Source organism: Pseudomonas sp. 18175, assembly GCF_050432925.1.
Classification (GTDB): domain Bacteria; phylum Pseudomonadota; class Gammaproteobacteria; order Pseudomonadales; family Pseudomonadaceae; genus Aquipseudomonas.
In genome coordinates, this window is the sequence record NZ_JBKFTO010000014.1 from 96,522 (window position 1) to 110,064 (window position 13,543).

Here is a 13,543-nt window from a genome sequence, read left to right on the forward strand (position 1 = left end):
GAAAGCGTCCCCACCATCAGGCACTTGAGGGTCATCACAATGAGCAATGCCGCGTTAGCTGTTCAACCCATCGCCCAGGCGCTGGACATCCACCCTATTGGCGGGCGCATCGGCGCCGAGATCCGTGGCATTCAACTGTCCGGCGAACTGGACGCCGCCACCGTCGAAGCCATCCAACAGGCGCTGGTGCAGTACAAGGTGATCTTCTTTCGCGAGCAAACCCACCTCGACGACCAGAGCCAAGAAGCCTTCGCCCACTTGCTCGGCGAACCAATTGCCCACCCCACCGTACCGGTACGTGACGGCACGCGCTTTTTGATGGAGCTGGACGGCGGCCGTGGCCAGCGTGCCAATTCGTGGCACACCGATGTGACCTTCGTGGATGCCTACCCCAAAGCCTCGATCCTGCGCTCGGTGCTGGCGCCCAAGTCCGGTGGAGACACCGTGTGGGCCAACACCTCCAGCGCCTACAACGACCTCAGCGTTGAACTGCGGGCATTGGCGGATAGCCTGTGGGCCGTGCACAGCAACGAATATGATTACGCCGCCATCAAGCCCGACGTGTCGGCAGAGAAGCTGGAGGCGTACCGCAAGGTGTTCACCTCCACCGTTTACGAAACCGAGCACCCGGTGGTGCGCGTGCACCCGGTCAGCGGCGAGAAAACCTTGTTGCTCGGGCACTTCGTCAAACGCCTAAAAGGTTACTCCCAGGCCGACTCGACGCAGCTGTTCAACCTGCTGCAAAGCTACGTCACCCGCCTGGAAAATACCGTGCGCTGGCGCTGGAACACCGGCGACGTGGCAATCTGGGACAACCGCGCCACCCAGCATTACGCGGTGGACGACTACGGCACCCAAGAGCGCATCGTGCGCCGGGTGACCCTCAAGGGCGACGTGCCGGTGGGTGTGCAAGGGCAGCGTAGCCAGACCACCAAGGGCCTCTAAGCCAATACATATCCGAAGGTGGGAGGGGGCTTGTGGTGTTCTACCAGACGCCGATCTGCACCACCTTCTCCGCTTCCGGCTCACCGTAGCGAAACCGTTGGCCACGCAGATCGATCTCGGTGTGGCTGATGGTGGTGCGCCGCTTCAAGCCGCGCAGCCAGTCAAACAGATAGCCCAGATGGGTTTCGCGCACGCCGGCATACGCCGGGTCTTGTCCCAGGTCGTGCAGTTCCTGCGGGTCGTTTTCCAAGTCAAACAACTGTGGGCGAAAGCCGTCATACGCCAGGTATTTCCAGCGCTCGCTGCGCACCATGGTCATGCGGCAACGGTCGATGGGCTGGGCCAGGCGTTCGCGGGCCGGGGCCTGGAAGGCGTAGTCGTATTCGGCGATGGCGTAGCCGCGCCAAGCGGTGTCCTGGCCCTGCAGCAGCGGGATCAGCGAACGGCCTTCCAGGCGATGGTCGGCGGCAGGCAAGCCGAGGGCGTCGAGAAACGTCGGCAGTGCATCGATGGTTTCCGCCAGGCGTTCATCCACCGAACCCCGCGTGATATCGGCGCTGGTACGCGGGTCACGCACGATCAACGGCACGCCGACTGCCGGCTCCAGCAAAAACTCTTTTTCGCCGAGAAAGTGATCGCCCAGGAAGTCGCCGTGGTCGCTGGTGAACACAATCAGCGTGTCATCCCAGCGCCCGTTGCTTTGCATAAAATCGAACAGCCGACCCAACTGGTCATCGACCTGTTTGATCAGGCCCATGTAGGTGGGGATCACCGTCAGCCGCACCTCATCCCGGGAAAAGTTCAGGCTCTCCTGATGTTGGCGAAACGCCTGGTACACCGGGTGATCACTGGTGTTGCCGGGTTGGATCGGGGCCTGGATGTGCTCGACGCCATACAAGGCGTGGTACGGTGCAGGCGCGATATAGGGCCAGTGCGGCTTGATGTAGGACAAGTGCAGGCACCACGGTTGCTCGCCTTGCGCGTGGATAAAGTCGATGGCGCGGTCGGTGGTGTAGACGGTTTCCGAATGTTCCTCGGCCACTCGTGCGGGCAGCCCGGCATTGCGCATGTGCCAGCCGCTGAGGATCTCGCCGTTTTCACCTTCGGCGGCGTTGGCCCACTCGTGCCAGGGGTTGGTGCCGTTGTAGCCCAAGCCCCGCAGGTAATGGGTGTAGGGTGCGGACTCGCGTTTATCAATGAACACCGGGCTGTCGGGGTAGATGCCGTCGTGGCGGAAAAACGCGTCGAAGCCGACCTCGTTCAACGGCTCGGCCTGGTCGCTGTCGGGGTCGATATTAAGACGCTGCAACGCATCCAGGTTGGGCGTGGCGTGCGTCTTGCCCACCAGCGCGGTGCGGATGCCGTGGGGGCGCAGGTAGTCGCCGAGGGTCAGTTCTTCCAGGGGCAACGGTACGCCGTTCCAGGCCACCTGGTGGCTACTCACATAGCGGCCGGTATAGGCCGACATCCGCGACGGCCCGCAAATGGTGCCCTGGGTATAGGCGCGGCTGAAACGCACGCCTGCGGCGGCGAGCCGGTCGATATTCGGCGTGTGCAGATGGGCGTGGCCATAGCACGACAGGTAATCGCGGCGCAGTTGGTCGCACATGATGTACAGCACATTGCGCACAGGTTGGGGCTGGGACATGGGGCTTCACCGAACGGAGGACAGGCGGGTTTTTTCGCCGTTCGGGTGGGGGGCTGGCAAGTGCATTTGGGGACTGGGTTTGATGCAGTGAATGCATGGGTATTCCCCTGTGGGAGCGGCTTGCCCGCGATAGCGCCCGTTCAGACGGCGATATTCTCCAGCCCACACACCTCCTCATCCACTTCATCAATCTGCTTGATCTGCTCGATCATCGCCTCCGCCAACGGTGACAACCGATACCCCGCCCGGCTGACGATCCCATAACGGGTATACCGCTCCTCCAAATCCTCGGCCAGGCCGTCGATCTTCAAGCACACCAACTCACCCCGGGCCATGTGCAGCACATCGCTGTTGGCGCTGACGATGCCGATGGCGTCCGAACGCAGCACCACGCCCATCAGGCTGTAGCCGTTCTCGCATTCCACATTGGGCAGGTAGTCCGGGCGGCCGCTGAGGTCGACGATGACCTTGCGCAGGTTAGGCGGGCGGATGGTCACGGCCAGTGGGTAACTCATCAGCTCGGCGGCGCTCACGCTGTCGCGGCGGGCCAGCGGGTGGCCAGCGCGACAGCAAAAATCCCAGCGACGCGGGCGCAAGCGGTGGGTGTGGTAGTCCGGGTTCGCTTCGAAATGCCGGGTGTCGGCGACGAAAAACTCGAACTCTTCGCTGAGCAGGCGCTTGCTCAGGCTCTGCCAGTCATCCACCTGGAACTGCACCCGCGCCTTGGGGTAGCGCCCGATAAAACTGCCGATGGCCCGTGGCACTAACCCGGCCGCCGGTGCCGGGCCGCAGCCAAAGCGCAGCTCACCGGCCTCCAGCCCGTTGAACTGGCTGATCTCGTTGGCCAGTTGCTGGGCGCCGCTGACCAGGCGCCGAGCGTGTTCGAGCAACACCTGGCCTTGCTTGGTCGGCGCCAGGTCCTTGCGGCCCCGGTCTACCAACTGGCAGCCGGCGGCGTGTTCCAGCGCCTGGATGCTGCGGCTGAACGCCGATTGCGACAGGTTCACGGCCAACGCTGCGGCGACAAAACTGCGTTGTTCGGCGAGGGCAATGAAGTGGCGAAGCTGGCGCAAATCGATATGCATTTTTCACATCAAAAATATCGGGGAAATGCATTGGCTATGCATTAGCTCGACTCCTTATAAAGGCTATCTCTTATGCAGTAAATGTTCGTAAAAACATAAATAAATAACCTAAGGGAATATGGGTTGGTGGATATTTCCTGGTTCCGGAGCCGCTTATGAGTCTGTTGACGCCCGCTGTACCTTGCTCTCCCTGGAGGCTAAAACGCTTGCCCCTGGCGCTGCTGCTGGCTGGCAGTGCCAGTTGGTCATCCAGCCAAGCGGCCGAGGTGACGCCACCCGCACCGGAGGGCGAAAGCGCCAGCGGCCAACTGGAAACCGTCACGGTGACGGCGCGCCGCCGTACCGAAAGTGCCCAGGATGTGCCCACCCCCATGAGCGTGATCGGCGGCCAGGCGCTGGAAAGCCAGCGGGTCTACCGGATTCAGGATTTGCAGCAACTGGTGCCCAGCGTCAACGTCGCCTACATGCATGCGCGCCAGTCCAGCGTGTCGATTCGCGGCCTGGGCAACAACCCGGCCAGCGACGGCCTGGAAGGCAGCGTGGGGCTGTACATCGACAACGTGTACCTCGGGCGGCCGGGGATGGCGGTGTTCGACCTGATGGACATCGAGCAGCTTGAGGTATTGCGTGGACCTCAAGGCACCTTGTTCGGCAAGAACACCACGGCCGGGGTGATCAACATCAGCACCCGCGCGCCGAGCTTTACCCCGGAGCGCAGCATCGAAACCTCGTTGGGCGAGGACGGTTACTTCCAGACCAAGGGCACGATTTCCGGCCCGCTCACCGATGACCTGGCGGGGCGCTTCTCGGCGTACCGCACGCGCAGCGACGGTGACATCAAGAATGAATACAACGGCCATGACCTCAACGGCGGCTCCCGCCAGGGCTTTCGCGGGCAACTGCTGTACAAGCCGAGCGACAGCTTCAACCTGCGCTGGATCGGCGATTACAACGAAGAAGACTCCAGCGCCGGCACCCGTGTGCTCTACAGCACGGGGCCGACCATCAATGGCACCAACCTCTACGAATCTCGCGCCGCTGCGGCCGGGGCGACATTGGTGGATGGCACCCATCGCAAGGTCAACCTGGACAGCGACCAGCACGTCACCGTGTTCCAGGGTGGCACGTCCCTTGAGGCCAACTGGACCTTGCCGAGCGACTTCACCCTGACCTCGGTCAGCTCCTACCGCTTCTGGAACTTCACCCCGCGCAACGACGATGGCCTCAACGTGCCCGCGTCCTATAACGGCGGGGTGTCGGTGGAAGATAAACAGTGGTCCCAGGAATTCCGCCTGGCTTCGCCCACTGGCGGGTTCTTCGATTACGTGCTCGGCGCCTATTACTTCGGCAACTCCCTGGACAACAAATCGTTCTCCTATTACGGGCCCCAGGCCGATATCTGGAACGGTACGGCCACCGGCGCGTTGGCCAATGTCACCAGCATCGGCAACGGGCATATCCGCACCGACAGCTTTGCGCTGTTCGCCCAAGGCACCTGGCACCTCACCGAGCGCCTGGACTTCACCGCCGGCCTGCGCGGCACCTACGAAGAGAAAAGCGCCTGGGTGACCCGCAATGCGCCAGTGGGTGGCGCGGCAGTTACCGGCGCCGCCGCCACAGCCCGGCGTGGTCGTGCCGGGGCCTATGACTCCGGCGACCTCACCCAATACAGCACCAGCCCCTCCGGCCTGCTGAACCTCAGCTACCGATTCAACGACAACCTGCTGGGTTACGCCACGGTGTCCCACGGCGAGAAGTCCGGCGGGGTCAACCTGGTGGTGGGTTCTGCACCGACAGCCGGGGCGGACTCGCTGTTGGTGGGCACCGAGCGCGCCAACAATGCGGAGCTGGGCTTTAAGAGCACGCTGTGGGACCGCCGCCTGCAACTCAATGCCAACCTGTTCTGGACCCAGGTCAACGGTTACCAGACCAACGCCTACGACCAGAACAACCGTGTGCAATACCTGACCAACGCTGGCTCCGTGCGTTCACGGGGTGTGGAAGTGGAAAGCACCCTGGTGCCGATCAAGGGCCTCACGCTGAACCTGAATGGCTCGCTCAACGACGTGAGTTATCTGTCTTACAAGGATGCGCCGTGCCCGCCGGAAGTCAGCTTGCGTCCCGGCGCACCGGCCTCCTGCGACCTCACCGGGCATCAAGTCGTGGGCGCTTCGAAGTGGATCGCCAACGCCAACGGCGAGTACAAGTGGAACCTGGATAACGGCTTTGAGCCTTACGTCACCGCCAGCTATGCGTTCCGCTCCAAGGCGGTGGGTACGGTGGAAGACTCCGACTACGGGCAGATCCCGGCGTACGCGGTGGTCAACTTGTCTACCGGCCTGCGTGGCAACTACCAGCAAGGGCAGTGGGACGTGTCGCTGTGGCTGAAAAACGCCTTCGACAAAACCTACTACACCACCCTGTGGACCGGCGGCAACGGCGGCTACGAAGGCCTGCTGGGCACGCCGCGCACCCTGGGCGTGACCGGGCGCTACGACTTCTAAGTAGGTACCGCAGCCGTGCGATAGGTGGCCGGGCTGAATACCCGCGTCACCACCAGCATCGCCACTGCGGTCACTGCCAGCACCACCCAGGCGCCGACAAAACTGCCAGTGAGTTCGCGCAGCCAGCCGGTCATCCACGGCGAAACCGCGTTGATCAAAAAGCCCACGCCTTGCACGAACGCCGCCAGTTGCCCGGCTTGTCGCGGGTCGCGGTGGTGGTCCAGGGTCAGCAGCAGGCTCAGGGCAAAGCAGGCGCCCAAGCCGAAGCCACACAACGCCACCCACAGGTGTGGGAATTGCAACGGCGCGATGATCAGGCCGAGGTAGCCCACGGTCTGCGCCAATAAGCTGATGGCAAGCAGCGGACGCCGGTCGATACCGCGTTGGGCCAGTACCGGCATCAACAGCGCGGCAATCACCTGGAAGATAGTCATGAACGCCAGCAACGAACCGCTGGGCAATACGCCCCAGCCTAGTTGCTGATAAAACGCCGGCAACCACGCCACCATGCTCATGTAGCCGCAATTCACCAAACCAAAGTACAGCGCCAGCAACCACGCACGGCGGTTGCGCAGGCCCTTGAACGCGGGAATCTCTTTCGCGCTTTTGGCCGCGCCCAACGGCAGCCAGGCCCACAGCAGCAACGCCCCTAACGCGGGCAGCAACCACACCCCCAACCCTGCCTGCCACTGCTGGAAATGCGTGGCTACCACCGGGCTGAGCAACGCAGCCAAGCCGCCGCCAGCCATCAACGAAGCCGAGTACACCCCCATCGCCACCGGCACGCGGTGATGGAATTCGCGCTTGATCATCGCTGGCACCAATGCCTGGATCAGCGCCACGCCAGCGCCCCCCAGCAAGGCGGTGATCAGCAGTGTCGAGCCCTGGCCCATCAGCCAGCGCGCCAGGCATGCCAGCAGAATCATCATCAGGCCCAGGGCGATGCCGCGTCGTTCGCCCAGTTGCGCCTCAACCCGCACGCCCACCAATGCAACCAGGCCCATGCAAATCACCGGCAGGCTGGTGAGCAATGCACTGCTCTGGAAGCTCAGGCCGGTGGCCAGGCGGATTTCACCGAGCAAGGGGCTGATGGAGCTGAGGATCGGCCGCAGATTCAGGCCCAGCACCACCAGCAGGCCCCAGCCGGCGAGGGATTTATTGAGGGTCATGCTGGGTTTTCCATTGGCGGTACAAAGCCGTCATGGCGGCGTCGGGCAGGTGCTGGATCGGCAGGCGTTGTTCGCTTGGGGGCAAGCCGACCTGTTGGCCGATGGCGGCCGTCGAGAGCCCGAAGGGTTCGGCCATTGCGTTGCTGGCGGCAAACACCACCCGCTCCACGCCGCACAGGTACATGGCGCTTAGGCACATCGGGCAGGGCTGGCCGCTGGCGTAGATCACACAACCCTCCAGGCGTGTGCCGAGTTGTCGGCTCGCTGCGCGAATGGCCAATAGCTCGGCGTGCGCGGTAGGGTCTTGGGTCAGGTGGATTTCGTTCACGGCCTCCACCAGCACTTCACCGTGGTGTGTCAGCACCGCGCCGAACGGGCGCCCGCCTTGGGCGACATTGGTGTGGGCCAGGGCGATGGCGCGTTGCAGGTGCTGTTGATCCTGGGTCATGCAAGCCTCCGGGGCACGATGAGGGGTGAAGTATGCGTAGCCGCCGAGGTATTCTGAAATTAAATATAACCATGCCAACCAGTGGCAAACGCAATGGTGAGCGCCATGTTCGATCCCGTGTTGTTACGCAGCTTTGTCGCCGTGGTGGACTGCGGCAACTTCACCCGCGCCGCCGAGCGCCTGCACCTGACCCAATCCACGGTGAGCCAGCAGATCCGCCGCCTGGAAGATGTCGCCGGTTGCCAGTTGCTCGACCGCGACCAACGCCAGGTAGTCGCCACCGCCGAGGGCGAGCGCCTGTTGGCCTATGCGCGGCGCATCCTGGCACTGCATGAAGAAGCCGCCGATGTGTTGATCAACCAGCAAAGCGACGGCGTATTGCGCCTGGGCGTGCCGGAAGACTTCGCGTCCGAACGCCTGATGCCGTTGTTGTCGGCGTTTGTGCTGGCCTATCCACGGGTGCGGCTGGAGGTCACCAGCGGCCTGGGCCCGGAGTTGCAGCGCCAGTACCGGGCCGGCGAGTTCGATGTACTGCTGGTCAAGCAGATGGGCGACAGCGACGACTGCCTGGCCTCGTGGCCAGAGCCACTGTGCTGGGTCGACAGCCGCAACACGCCGTGCATGGAGCGCGACCCGCTGCCGTTGGTGGCGTTTCCGGTGGGCGGGTTGTACCGCAACGAAATGCTGCAACACCTGGAAGTGGGCGGTTGGCGTTGGCGTATCGGGTATTCCAGCGCAAGCCTGGCCAGTGTGTGTTCGGCCGTGGCCGCGGGCTTGGGTATCAGCTTGCTGCCGCTGCGCGTGGTGCAAGCAGGGCATGTGGTGCTGGGCGAGGAGAGTGGTTTGCCGGTGGTTCAAGGCGTGCGGCTGGCGCTCTATGCCCGCAGCGGCTTGGGGGAGGCGGGGCAGTGTTTGCACAGCGAGTTGTTCGATTTGTGCGCGAACAGCCCGGTTTAGCCATGCCTTTACTGAATATTTTGTATGCCTGAAAAGCATTGAAAAATCCCGACGCGTCTACAGCCCTTATAAACCGTGGCTTTGACGTGTCTGAATATTTCATTTATTCAATTTAGATCTATGTATAACTGGAAAGATTACTTTAAGAGATAAGCGTCTGGCCCCGATGATTCAGCCCTCGACGGCCTTCCACGCAGGCCTGTCGGTTTTTTTGTTTCAAAACCGTAGGGAGTGAATCAATGGGCAATGTCCAGACCGCCGCCAGTGCACAAGAGGCGCAATGGCGCCAGGCACCGAGTGGTGAGTTGGTCGACCTTGGCCGGCCGCATCGCGCGCCGTTGGGGCAACTGCGAACGCAGAAAACCCCCAAGCGTTTCTCTAGCCGTCGCGAAGGGATTCTGCTGGGCTTGTTGGTGTTGGCCCTGCACGGTGCGGTGATTTATTGGGTGGCCCAGAAGCCGACCCCGGTGCTGCCGATCGTGCCGCCGGAAATTCCGCCGATGACCATCGAGTTTTCCCAACCGGCGCCGCCAGTGGTTGAGCCTCCACCGCCTGTGCCGCCACCACCACCGCCGCCGGTGGTCGAACCGCCGCCGCCAGTGGTGGATGAGTTGGCCGCAAAACCTGCGCCGAAAAAACCGATTCCAAAACCCAAGCCCGTGCCAAAGCCGGTGCCCAAGCCTGAGCCCGCGCCCAAACCGGTCGAGCAACCGCCTGCGCCACCGACACCGGCACCGCCCGCGCCACCTGCTCCACCTGCGCCGGCCCCGGTCACACCGGCTTCAGCCAACGCCGCGTACTTGAAGAACCCGGCGCCTGAATACCCGTCACTGGCTCAGCGCCGGGGTTGGGAAGGCACGGTGTTGCTCAGGGTGCAAGTGCTGGCCAGCGGCAAGCCGGGTGAGATCCAGATCCAGAAAAGCAGCGGTCGCCAGCAACTCGACGACGCTGCACTGGCTGCGGTGAAGCGCTGGAGCTTTGTACCGGCCAAGCAAGGTGATGTGGCCCAGAACGGCTGGGTCAGCGTACCGATCGATTTCAAGATTCACTAACTATTCGGCTGCGGTGTGTTGCACACGCCGCGACCTGCACAGAGGGAACACATCATGGCATTAGCATCTCCACTTGAATCCATCGAAAGCGCGGTGATCTGGCTGCTGGTGGTCTTTTCGGTCGCCACCTGGGGCCTGGCCCTGCTCAAGGGCGTGCAGTTCGGTCGCCTCAAGGCGCAGGATCGCAAATTCCACAAACAGTTCTGGGCGGCGTCGAGTCTCGACTCTGCCGCCGAACTGGCTGAAACCCAACCCGGCGCCGCCGCCCGTGTAGCCCAGGCCGGTTACGCCGCGATCCAGGTAGGTGACGCTCCGCACGCCGCCGACCTGAGCCAGGCGATCAACCACCAGGACCGCCTCGAACGCGCCCTGCGTCAGCAAATCGTGCGTGAGCGCCGTTCCCTGGAAACCGGCCTGGCCGTGGTCGCGAGTATCGGCAGCACCTCGCCGTTCATCGGCCTGTTCGGCACCGTGTGGGGCATTATGGAAGCCCTCAAGGGCATTAGCGCCGCCGGCTCCGCCAGCCTCGAAACCGTGGCCGGCCCGATTGGTGCCGCACTGGTTGCCACCGGCGTCGGTATCGCCGTCGCGGTGCCTGCGGTGCTGGTCTACAACTACTTCCTGCGCCGTCTCAAGCTCACCGCAGCCGACCTGGACGACTTCGCCCACGACTTCTACAGCCTGGCGCAGAAAAATTCGTTCCGCGTGCTGCTGCACCCCGCGCTGAACAAAACCGCTGCCGGTAACCCGCAAAAAGTGAAGGAGGCGTCCTGAGATGGCCTTCTCCACGCAAGACAGCGATGAGGTGCTGAGCGAGATCAACGTCACGCCCCTGGTGGACGTGATGCTGGTACTGCTGGTGGTGTTTATCGTCACCGCGCCGCTGTTGACCAACGCCATCCCGATCAACCTGCCCAAGACCGAGTCCGTAGCCCCGGTCGAGCAGAAAGACCCGCTGGTGGTGAGCATCGACGGCGCCGGTAAAGTGTTTATCAACAAGGACGAAATCCAGCCGGACTTGCTGGAATTCAACCTGCAATCGGCCAAGGCCAAGGACCCCGATGTGCGGGTGCAATTGCAGGCTGACGATGGAGTGAACTACGGCGAAGTGGCGCGAGCCATGGCGTCGATCGAACGGGCGGGCATTACCAAGCTGTCGGTGATCACCGCACGTTAATTGCACAAGCCTCGACAATTTTTTGGCCGTCTCCTTGGCAGGGTGCGGCCTTTTTTTTGCCTGCGTTTGGGCAATACCTGAGGTTCAAAGTGCACCAGTTCCGGCGATGTGCGGATACCGGATTTCAACCTCTCGCTGAAATTTTTCAGCGCTCTCCTTAAGCCAGTCAATCAACCGAGCAATATCAGGTTCCGATTGCCGTCCATTGCGACAAATAACGTAGTACGCCGCCGGCGACATCATCACCGGCCCGCCGAGTGTGACCAACGCGCCATCTTCCAACTGGTCATACACCAACGCGGTCCTCGCTAGTGCAATCCCGCCACCCTTCACCGCCAGGCTGATTGCCAGGCTGGAGTCCGGAAAGCGCGGCCCATGGTGATAAGGCGCAGCCGCCAGGCCCTGAAACGCAAACCAGCTTTCCCATCCCGGACACACCTGGTCGTCCACACGGTGAATGAGTGGATACTGCGCGATATCCGTCAGCGGAATATCGCCATTAATGCGTTGAAACTCTGGCGAGCAGACCGGGAATACAGCATCGCGCATCAGTAGTTCGGCATGATGATCTGGGTAGTCGCCGTACCCCATCACAATGGCGACATCGAACTGATGAGCGCCGAGATTGGCGCTGTTCATGTCCGCACTGGTCAATACCAGGTCGAGGTTGAATGAAGCGTTGGTGTGGGAACCATGCATTCTGGGGATAAGCCAGGTGGAACACAGGGAAGAGGTGCACGAGAGGTAAAGCGGCTGTGACTTGCTCGGGTTAAGTGTGTTCAACACCGCCTCAAGTTCTTTGAAAAAACCATCTGCAACCGGCAACAAAGCGTGCCCCGCTGCCGTGAGATTCACGCCCCTTGAGTGGCGCTCGAACAACTGCACGCCCCACCACTCTTCCAGCCCCGCAATTTGATGGCTTATCGCACTGGCGGTGAGATTCAACTGGGAGGCCGCGCGCGCAAAGCTTCCTGTTTGCGCCGCACTGACAAAGGCTTGCAGCATGGGAGTAGGTGGCGGACGTTGGCCCATCAGGTGCTCACTTTGATCAGGATGATCCCGCAAACAATGACGAACGCCGAAAGCATCCGCCGCCAGCCGAACCGCTCGTGAAAAAACAGCGCGGCGATAATGGCGCCGATAATAACACTGGTTTCCCGCAGCGCTGAGACCTTGGCCACCGCGTCCAGCGACAACGCAAACAACACCAGGCCGTAGGAAGTGAGGTAAAAAACGCCGCCCATGATGCCGACTTTCCAATGGTTGCGAATGGCCTCTGCGAAGGCCGAACGTTTTTTGCAAAATGCCAGCGCGGGAATCGGAATGCTTTGGCATACCGTCAGGTAGAGGATGTATTGCAGCACCGTCTCACTGGCTCTTACCCCTTTGGCATCCACCACCGTATACGACGCGATAAATGCCCCCGCACACACGGCCATCAGGATTGGTTTGAACATACGCGCGGTCATCCTGCGCACGAATGTCAGGCTGATAATGCCGACACAAATCAGCAACACCCCTGCCATTGCGTAGGGCGATAGCTGCTCATGCAGCAGAAAATAGGAAAACAGCGCGACTAAAACCGGTGGCACCCCGCGCATGACCGGGTAGACCTGCCCAAAGTCGCCGGTCTCATACGCCTTGATCAGAAACAACCGATAGGCCGTGTTGAGCACCACGGAAACCAACACGTAGCCCCACACCCGCGGGCTTGGCGCATTGACCAGTGGCAGCGCCGCCAGGCAGATCAGCAGCGCCGTACCATCGACCATGGCCAAGGTCATGAAGCGACTGCTCCCCGCCCGAACGACCGCGTTCCAGGTGGCGTGCATGAAGGCGGAGATCAAAACGAGGGTGATCGCGATGTCGGAGTTGTCCATGGGGCTCAGGCGGGCGGGGAAATGAAGGCGGCTATTTAACGCAGCCAGGTGCGATGGCCAGAAGCGAAAGCTCGTCAGTGCTGCCATCAAAATCCGTCATGGCTTGTAAAGGGCCAGCAAGTCACGTCCCTTTAAATTGCAGGACGTTTCCGAGACAATCCCCGCCGCCTTGTGGCTGTTGGAATGGATGGCTAGTCTTCGGCCCGTCGCTGGTTTTCAGCGATCGGGTTTAGCAGCCTGAGTTCAATAGGCACACGGTTCACAACCGCGTTTATGGCGGCTGTGCGTGGGGCACCTTCGGGTGCGCTGGTGTTCCTATTGGCCAGTCTGCTAACCCGCGTACAGCTGCCACCTATCGTTTAGCAGCGTTAGTGGTCGCTCCCTTGCCCAATAGGAGTTACACCATGACCAAAGCACTTCCCGATCCTCCTCTCGACTGCCTCGTCGCCAACGAAAACCTCAGTTTCGAAGACGCCCAACTTTATATCGCTCACCTGATCCACAGCGCCTCGGCCACGGTGTGGGACTGTTGTGAGCACCTGCAACCCCACGACCGCGCGAAAATCCATGCGGTGGGGCATTTGCTGGAAATGGCCAAGACGGTGGTGGATCGCACCATTGACTGCATGCAGCAGCCCAATCACACGACCTGACAAACGCTGCGATTCCAATGTGAAA

At 61.8% G+C, this 13,543-nt stretch carries 13 protein-coding genes; 7 read left to right on the forward strand and 6 right to left on the reverse strand.

Annotation, left to right across the window (positions count from 1 at the left end; genetic code table 11):
- Nucleotides 1-39: 39 nt before the first annotated feature.
- Nucleotides 40-945, forward strand: coding sequence for a TauD/TfdA dioxygenase family protein (locus tag ACLD1Y_RS20010; RefSeq protein WP_429479560.1), 906 nt, complete (start codon nucleotides 40-42; stop codon nucleotides 943-945).
- A 40-nt stretch (nucleotides 946-985) separates the two neighbouring features.
- Here ACLD1Y_RS20010 and ACLD1Y_RS20015 read toward each other — a convergent pair whose 3' ends face one another.
- Nucleotides 986-2,593 (reverse strand): alkaline phosphatase family protein, encoded by a 1,608-nt coding sequence (locus ACLD1Y_RS20015; RefSeq protein ID WP_429479561.1) that lies wholly within the window; start codon nucleotides 2,591-2,593, stop codon nucleotides 986-988.
- Between the two features lie 140 nt (nucleotides 2,594-2,733).
- Entirely contained in the window at nucleotides 2,734-3,678 is a 945-nt protein-coding gene (locus ACLD1Y_RS20020; RefSeq protein ID WP_429479562.1) for a LysR family transcriptional regulator, read from the reverse strand.
- Between the two features lie 155 nt (nucleotides 3,679-3,833).
- On the opposite strand from ACLD1Y_RS20020, the gene ACLD1Y_RS20025 reads away from it, so the two are divergent.
- Nucleotides 3,834-6,182 carry a TonB-dependent receptor gene (locus ACLD1Y_RS20025; RefSeq protein ID WP_429479563.1) on the forward strand — a complete coding sequence of 783 codons (2,349 nt, stop codon included), beginning with the start codon at nucleotides 3,834-3,836 and terminating at the stop codon, nucleotides 6,180-6,182.
- Here the strand turns inward: ACLD1Y_RS20025 and ACLD1Y_RS20030 are convergent.
- Nucleotides 6,179-7,351 carry a CynX/NimT family MFS transporter gene (locus tag ACLD1Y_RS20030; RefSeq protein WP_429479564.1) on the reverse strand — a complete coding sequence of 391 codons (1,173 nt, stop codon included), beginning with the start codon at nucleotides 7,349-7,351 and terminating at the stop codon, nucleotides 6,179-6,181. The genes ACLD1Y_RS20025 and ACLD1Y_RS20030 overlap by 4 nt on opposite strands.
- Nucleotides 7,338-7,799, reverse strand: a complete 462-nt coding sequence (locus ACLD1Y_RS20035) for a nucleoside deaminase (protein ID WP_429479565.1) — start codon at nucleotides 7,797-7,799, stop codon at nucleotides 7,338-7,340. Before ACLD1Y_RS20035 ends, ACLD1Y_RS20030 begins: the two co-directional genes overlap by 14 nt.
- Nucleotides 7,800-7,904: 105 nt before the next feature.
- On the opposite strand from ACLD1Y_RS20035, the gene ACLD1Y_RS20040 reads away from it, so the two are divergent.
- The 4 genes from ACLD1Y_RS20040 (at nucleotide 7,905) to ACLD1Y_RS20055 (ending at nucleotide 10,985) form a co-directional block, all read left to right on the forward strand.
- The gene (locus ACLD1Y_RS20040) at nucleotides 7,905-8,756 is read left to right on the forward strand and encodes a LysR family transcriptional regulator (protein ID WP_429479566.1); all 852 of its coding nucleotides are present in this window, start codon (nucleotides 7,905-7,907) and stop codon (nucleotides 8,754-8,756) included.
- A gap of 239 nt (nucleotides 8,757-8,995) precedes the next feature.
- Nucleotides 8,996-9,808, forward strand: coding sequence for an energy transducer TonB (locus ACLD1Y_RS20045; protein WP_429479567.1), 813 nt, complete (start codon nucleotides 8,996-8,998; stop codon nucleotides 9,806-9,808).
- A 51-nt stretch (nucleotides 9,809-9,859) separates the two neighbouring features.
- Entirely contained in the window at nucleotides 9,860-10,582 is a 723-nt protein-coding gene (locus ACLD1Y_RS20050; RefSeq protein ID WP_429479640.1) for a MotA/TolQ/ExbB proton channel family protein, read from the forward strand.
- A gap of 1 nt (nucleotide 10,583) precedes the next feature.
- The gene (locus tag ACLD1Y_RS20055; RefSeq protein WP_429479568.1) at nucleotides 10,584-10,985 is read left to right on the forward strand and encodes an ExbD/TolR family protein; all 402 of its coding nucleotides are present in this window, start codon (nucleotides 10,584-10,586) and stop codon (nucleotides 10,983-10,985) included.
- A gap of 84 nt (nucleotides 10,986-11,069) precedes the next feature.
- Here the strand turns inward: ACLD1Y_RS20055 and ACLD1Y_RS20060 are convergent, their stop codons facing one another.
- Together ACLD1Y_RS20060 and ACLD1Y_RS20065 are read right to left on the reverse strand one after the other, a co-directional pair.
- Nucleotides 11,070-12,017: a LysR substrate-binding domain-containing protein gene (locus tag ACLD1Y_RS20060; protein ID WP_429479569.1), complete on the reverse strand. Its 948-nt coding sequence runs from the start codon at nucleotides 12,015-12,017 to the stop codon at nucleotides 11,070-11,072.
- Complete coding sequence (locus ACLD1Y_RS20065) at nucleotides 12,017-12,865, reverse strand: EamA family transporter (protein ID WP_429479641.1); 849 nt, start codon at nucleotides 12,863-12,865, stop codon at nucleotides 12,017-12,019. The genes ACLD1Y_RS20060 and ACLD1Y_RS20065 overlap by 1 nt, the downstream gene beginning before the upstream one ends.
- 404 nt (nucleotides 12,866-13,269) lie before the next feature.
- Here ACLD1Y_RS20065 and ACLD1Y_RS20070 point away from each other — a divergent pair, with 404 nt between their 5' ends.
- Complete coding sequence (locus tag ACLD1Y_RS20070) at nucleotides 13,270-13,518, forward strand: hypothetical protein (RefSeq protein ID WP_429479570.1); 249 nt, start codon at nucleotides 13,270-13,272, stop codon at nucleotides 13,516-13,518.
- Nucleotides 13,519-13,543: the final 25 nt, after the last annotated feature.

Excerpts from the sequence above, each read along its gene's own strand:
- ACLD1Y_RS20065 (WP_429479641.1), bottom strand. The coding sequence starts at position 12,865 with ATGGACAACTCCGACATCGCGATCACCCTCGTTTTGATCTCCGCCTTC.
- ACLD1Y_RS20045 (WP_429479567.1), top strand. The coding sequence starts at position 8,996 with ATGGGCAATGTCCAGACCGCCGCCAGTGCACAAGAGGCGCAATGGCGC.
- ACLD1Y_RS20040 (WP_429479566.1), top strand. The coding sequence starts at position 7,905 with ATGTTCGATCCCGTGTTGTTACGCAGCTTTGTCGCCGTGGTGGACTGC.
- ACLD1Y_RS20015 (WP_429479561.1), bottom strand. The coding sequence starts at position 2,593 with ATGTCCCAGCCCCAACCTGTGCGCAATGTGCTGTACATCATGTGCGAC.
- ACLD1Y_RS20020 (WP_429479562.1), bottom strand. The coding sequence starts at position 3,678 with ATGCATATCGATTTGCGCCAGCTTCGCCACTTCATTGCCCTCGCCGAA.
- ACLD1Y_RS20070 (WP_429479570.1), top strand. The coding sequence starts at position 13,270 with ATGACCAAAGCACTTCCCGATCCTCCTCTCGACTGCCTCGTCGCCAAC.
- ACLD1Y_RS20010 (WP_429479560.1), top strand. The coding sequence starts at position 40 with ATGAGCAATGCCGCGTTAGCTGTTCAACCCATCGCCCAGGCGCTGGAC.
- ACLD1Y_RS20025 (WP_429479563.1), top strand. The coding sequence starts at position 3,834 with ATGAGTCTGTTGACGCCCGCTGTACCTTGCTCTCCCTGGAGGCTAAAA.
- ACLD1Y_RS20060 (WP_429479569.1), bottom strand. The coding sequence starts at position 12,017 with ATGGGCCAACGTCCGCCACCTACTCCCATGCTGCAAGCCTTTGTCAGT.
- ACLD1Y_RS20035 (WP_429479565.1), bottom strand. The coding sequence starts at position 7,799 with ATGACCCAGGATCAACAGCACCTGCAACGCGCCATCGCCCTGGCCCAC.
- ACLD1Y_RS20055 (WP_429479568.1), top strand. The coding sequence starts at position 10,584 with ATGGCCTTCTCCACGCAAGACAGCGATGAGGTGCTGAGCGAGATCAAC.
- ACLD1Y_RS20030 (WP_429479564.1), bottom strand. The coding sequence starts at position 7,351 with ATGACCCTCAATAAATCCCTCGCCGGCTGGGGCCTGCTGGTGGTGCTG.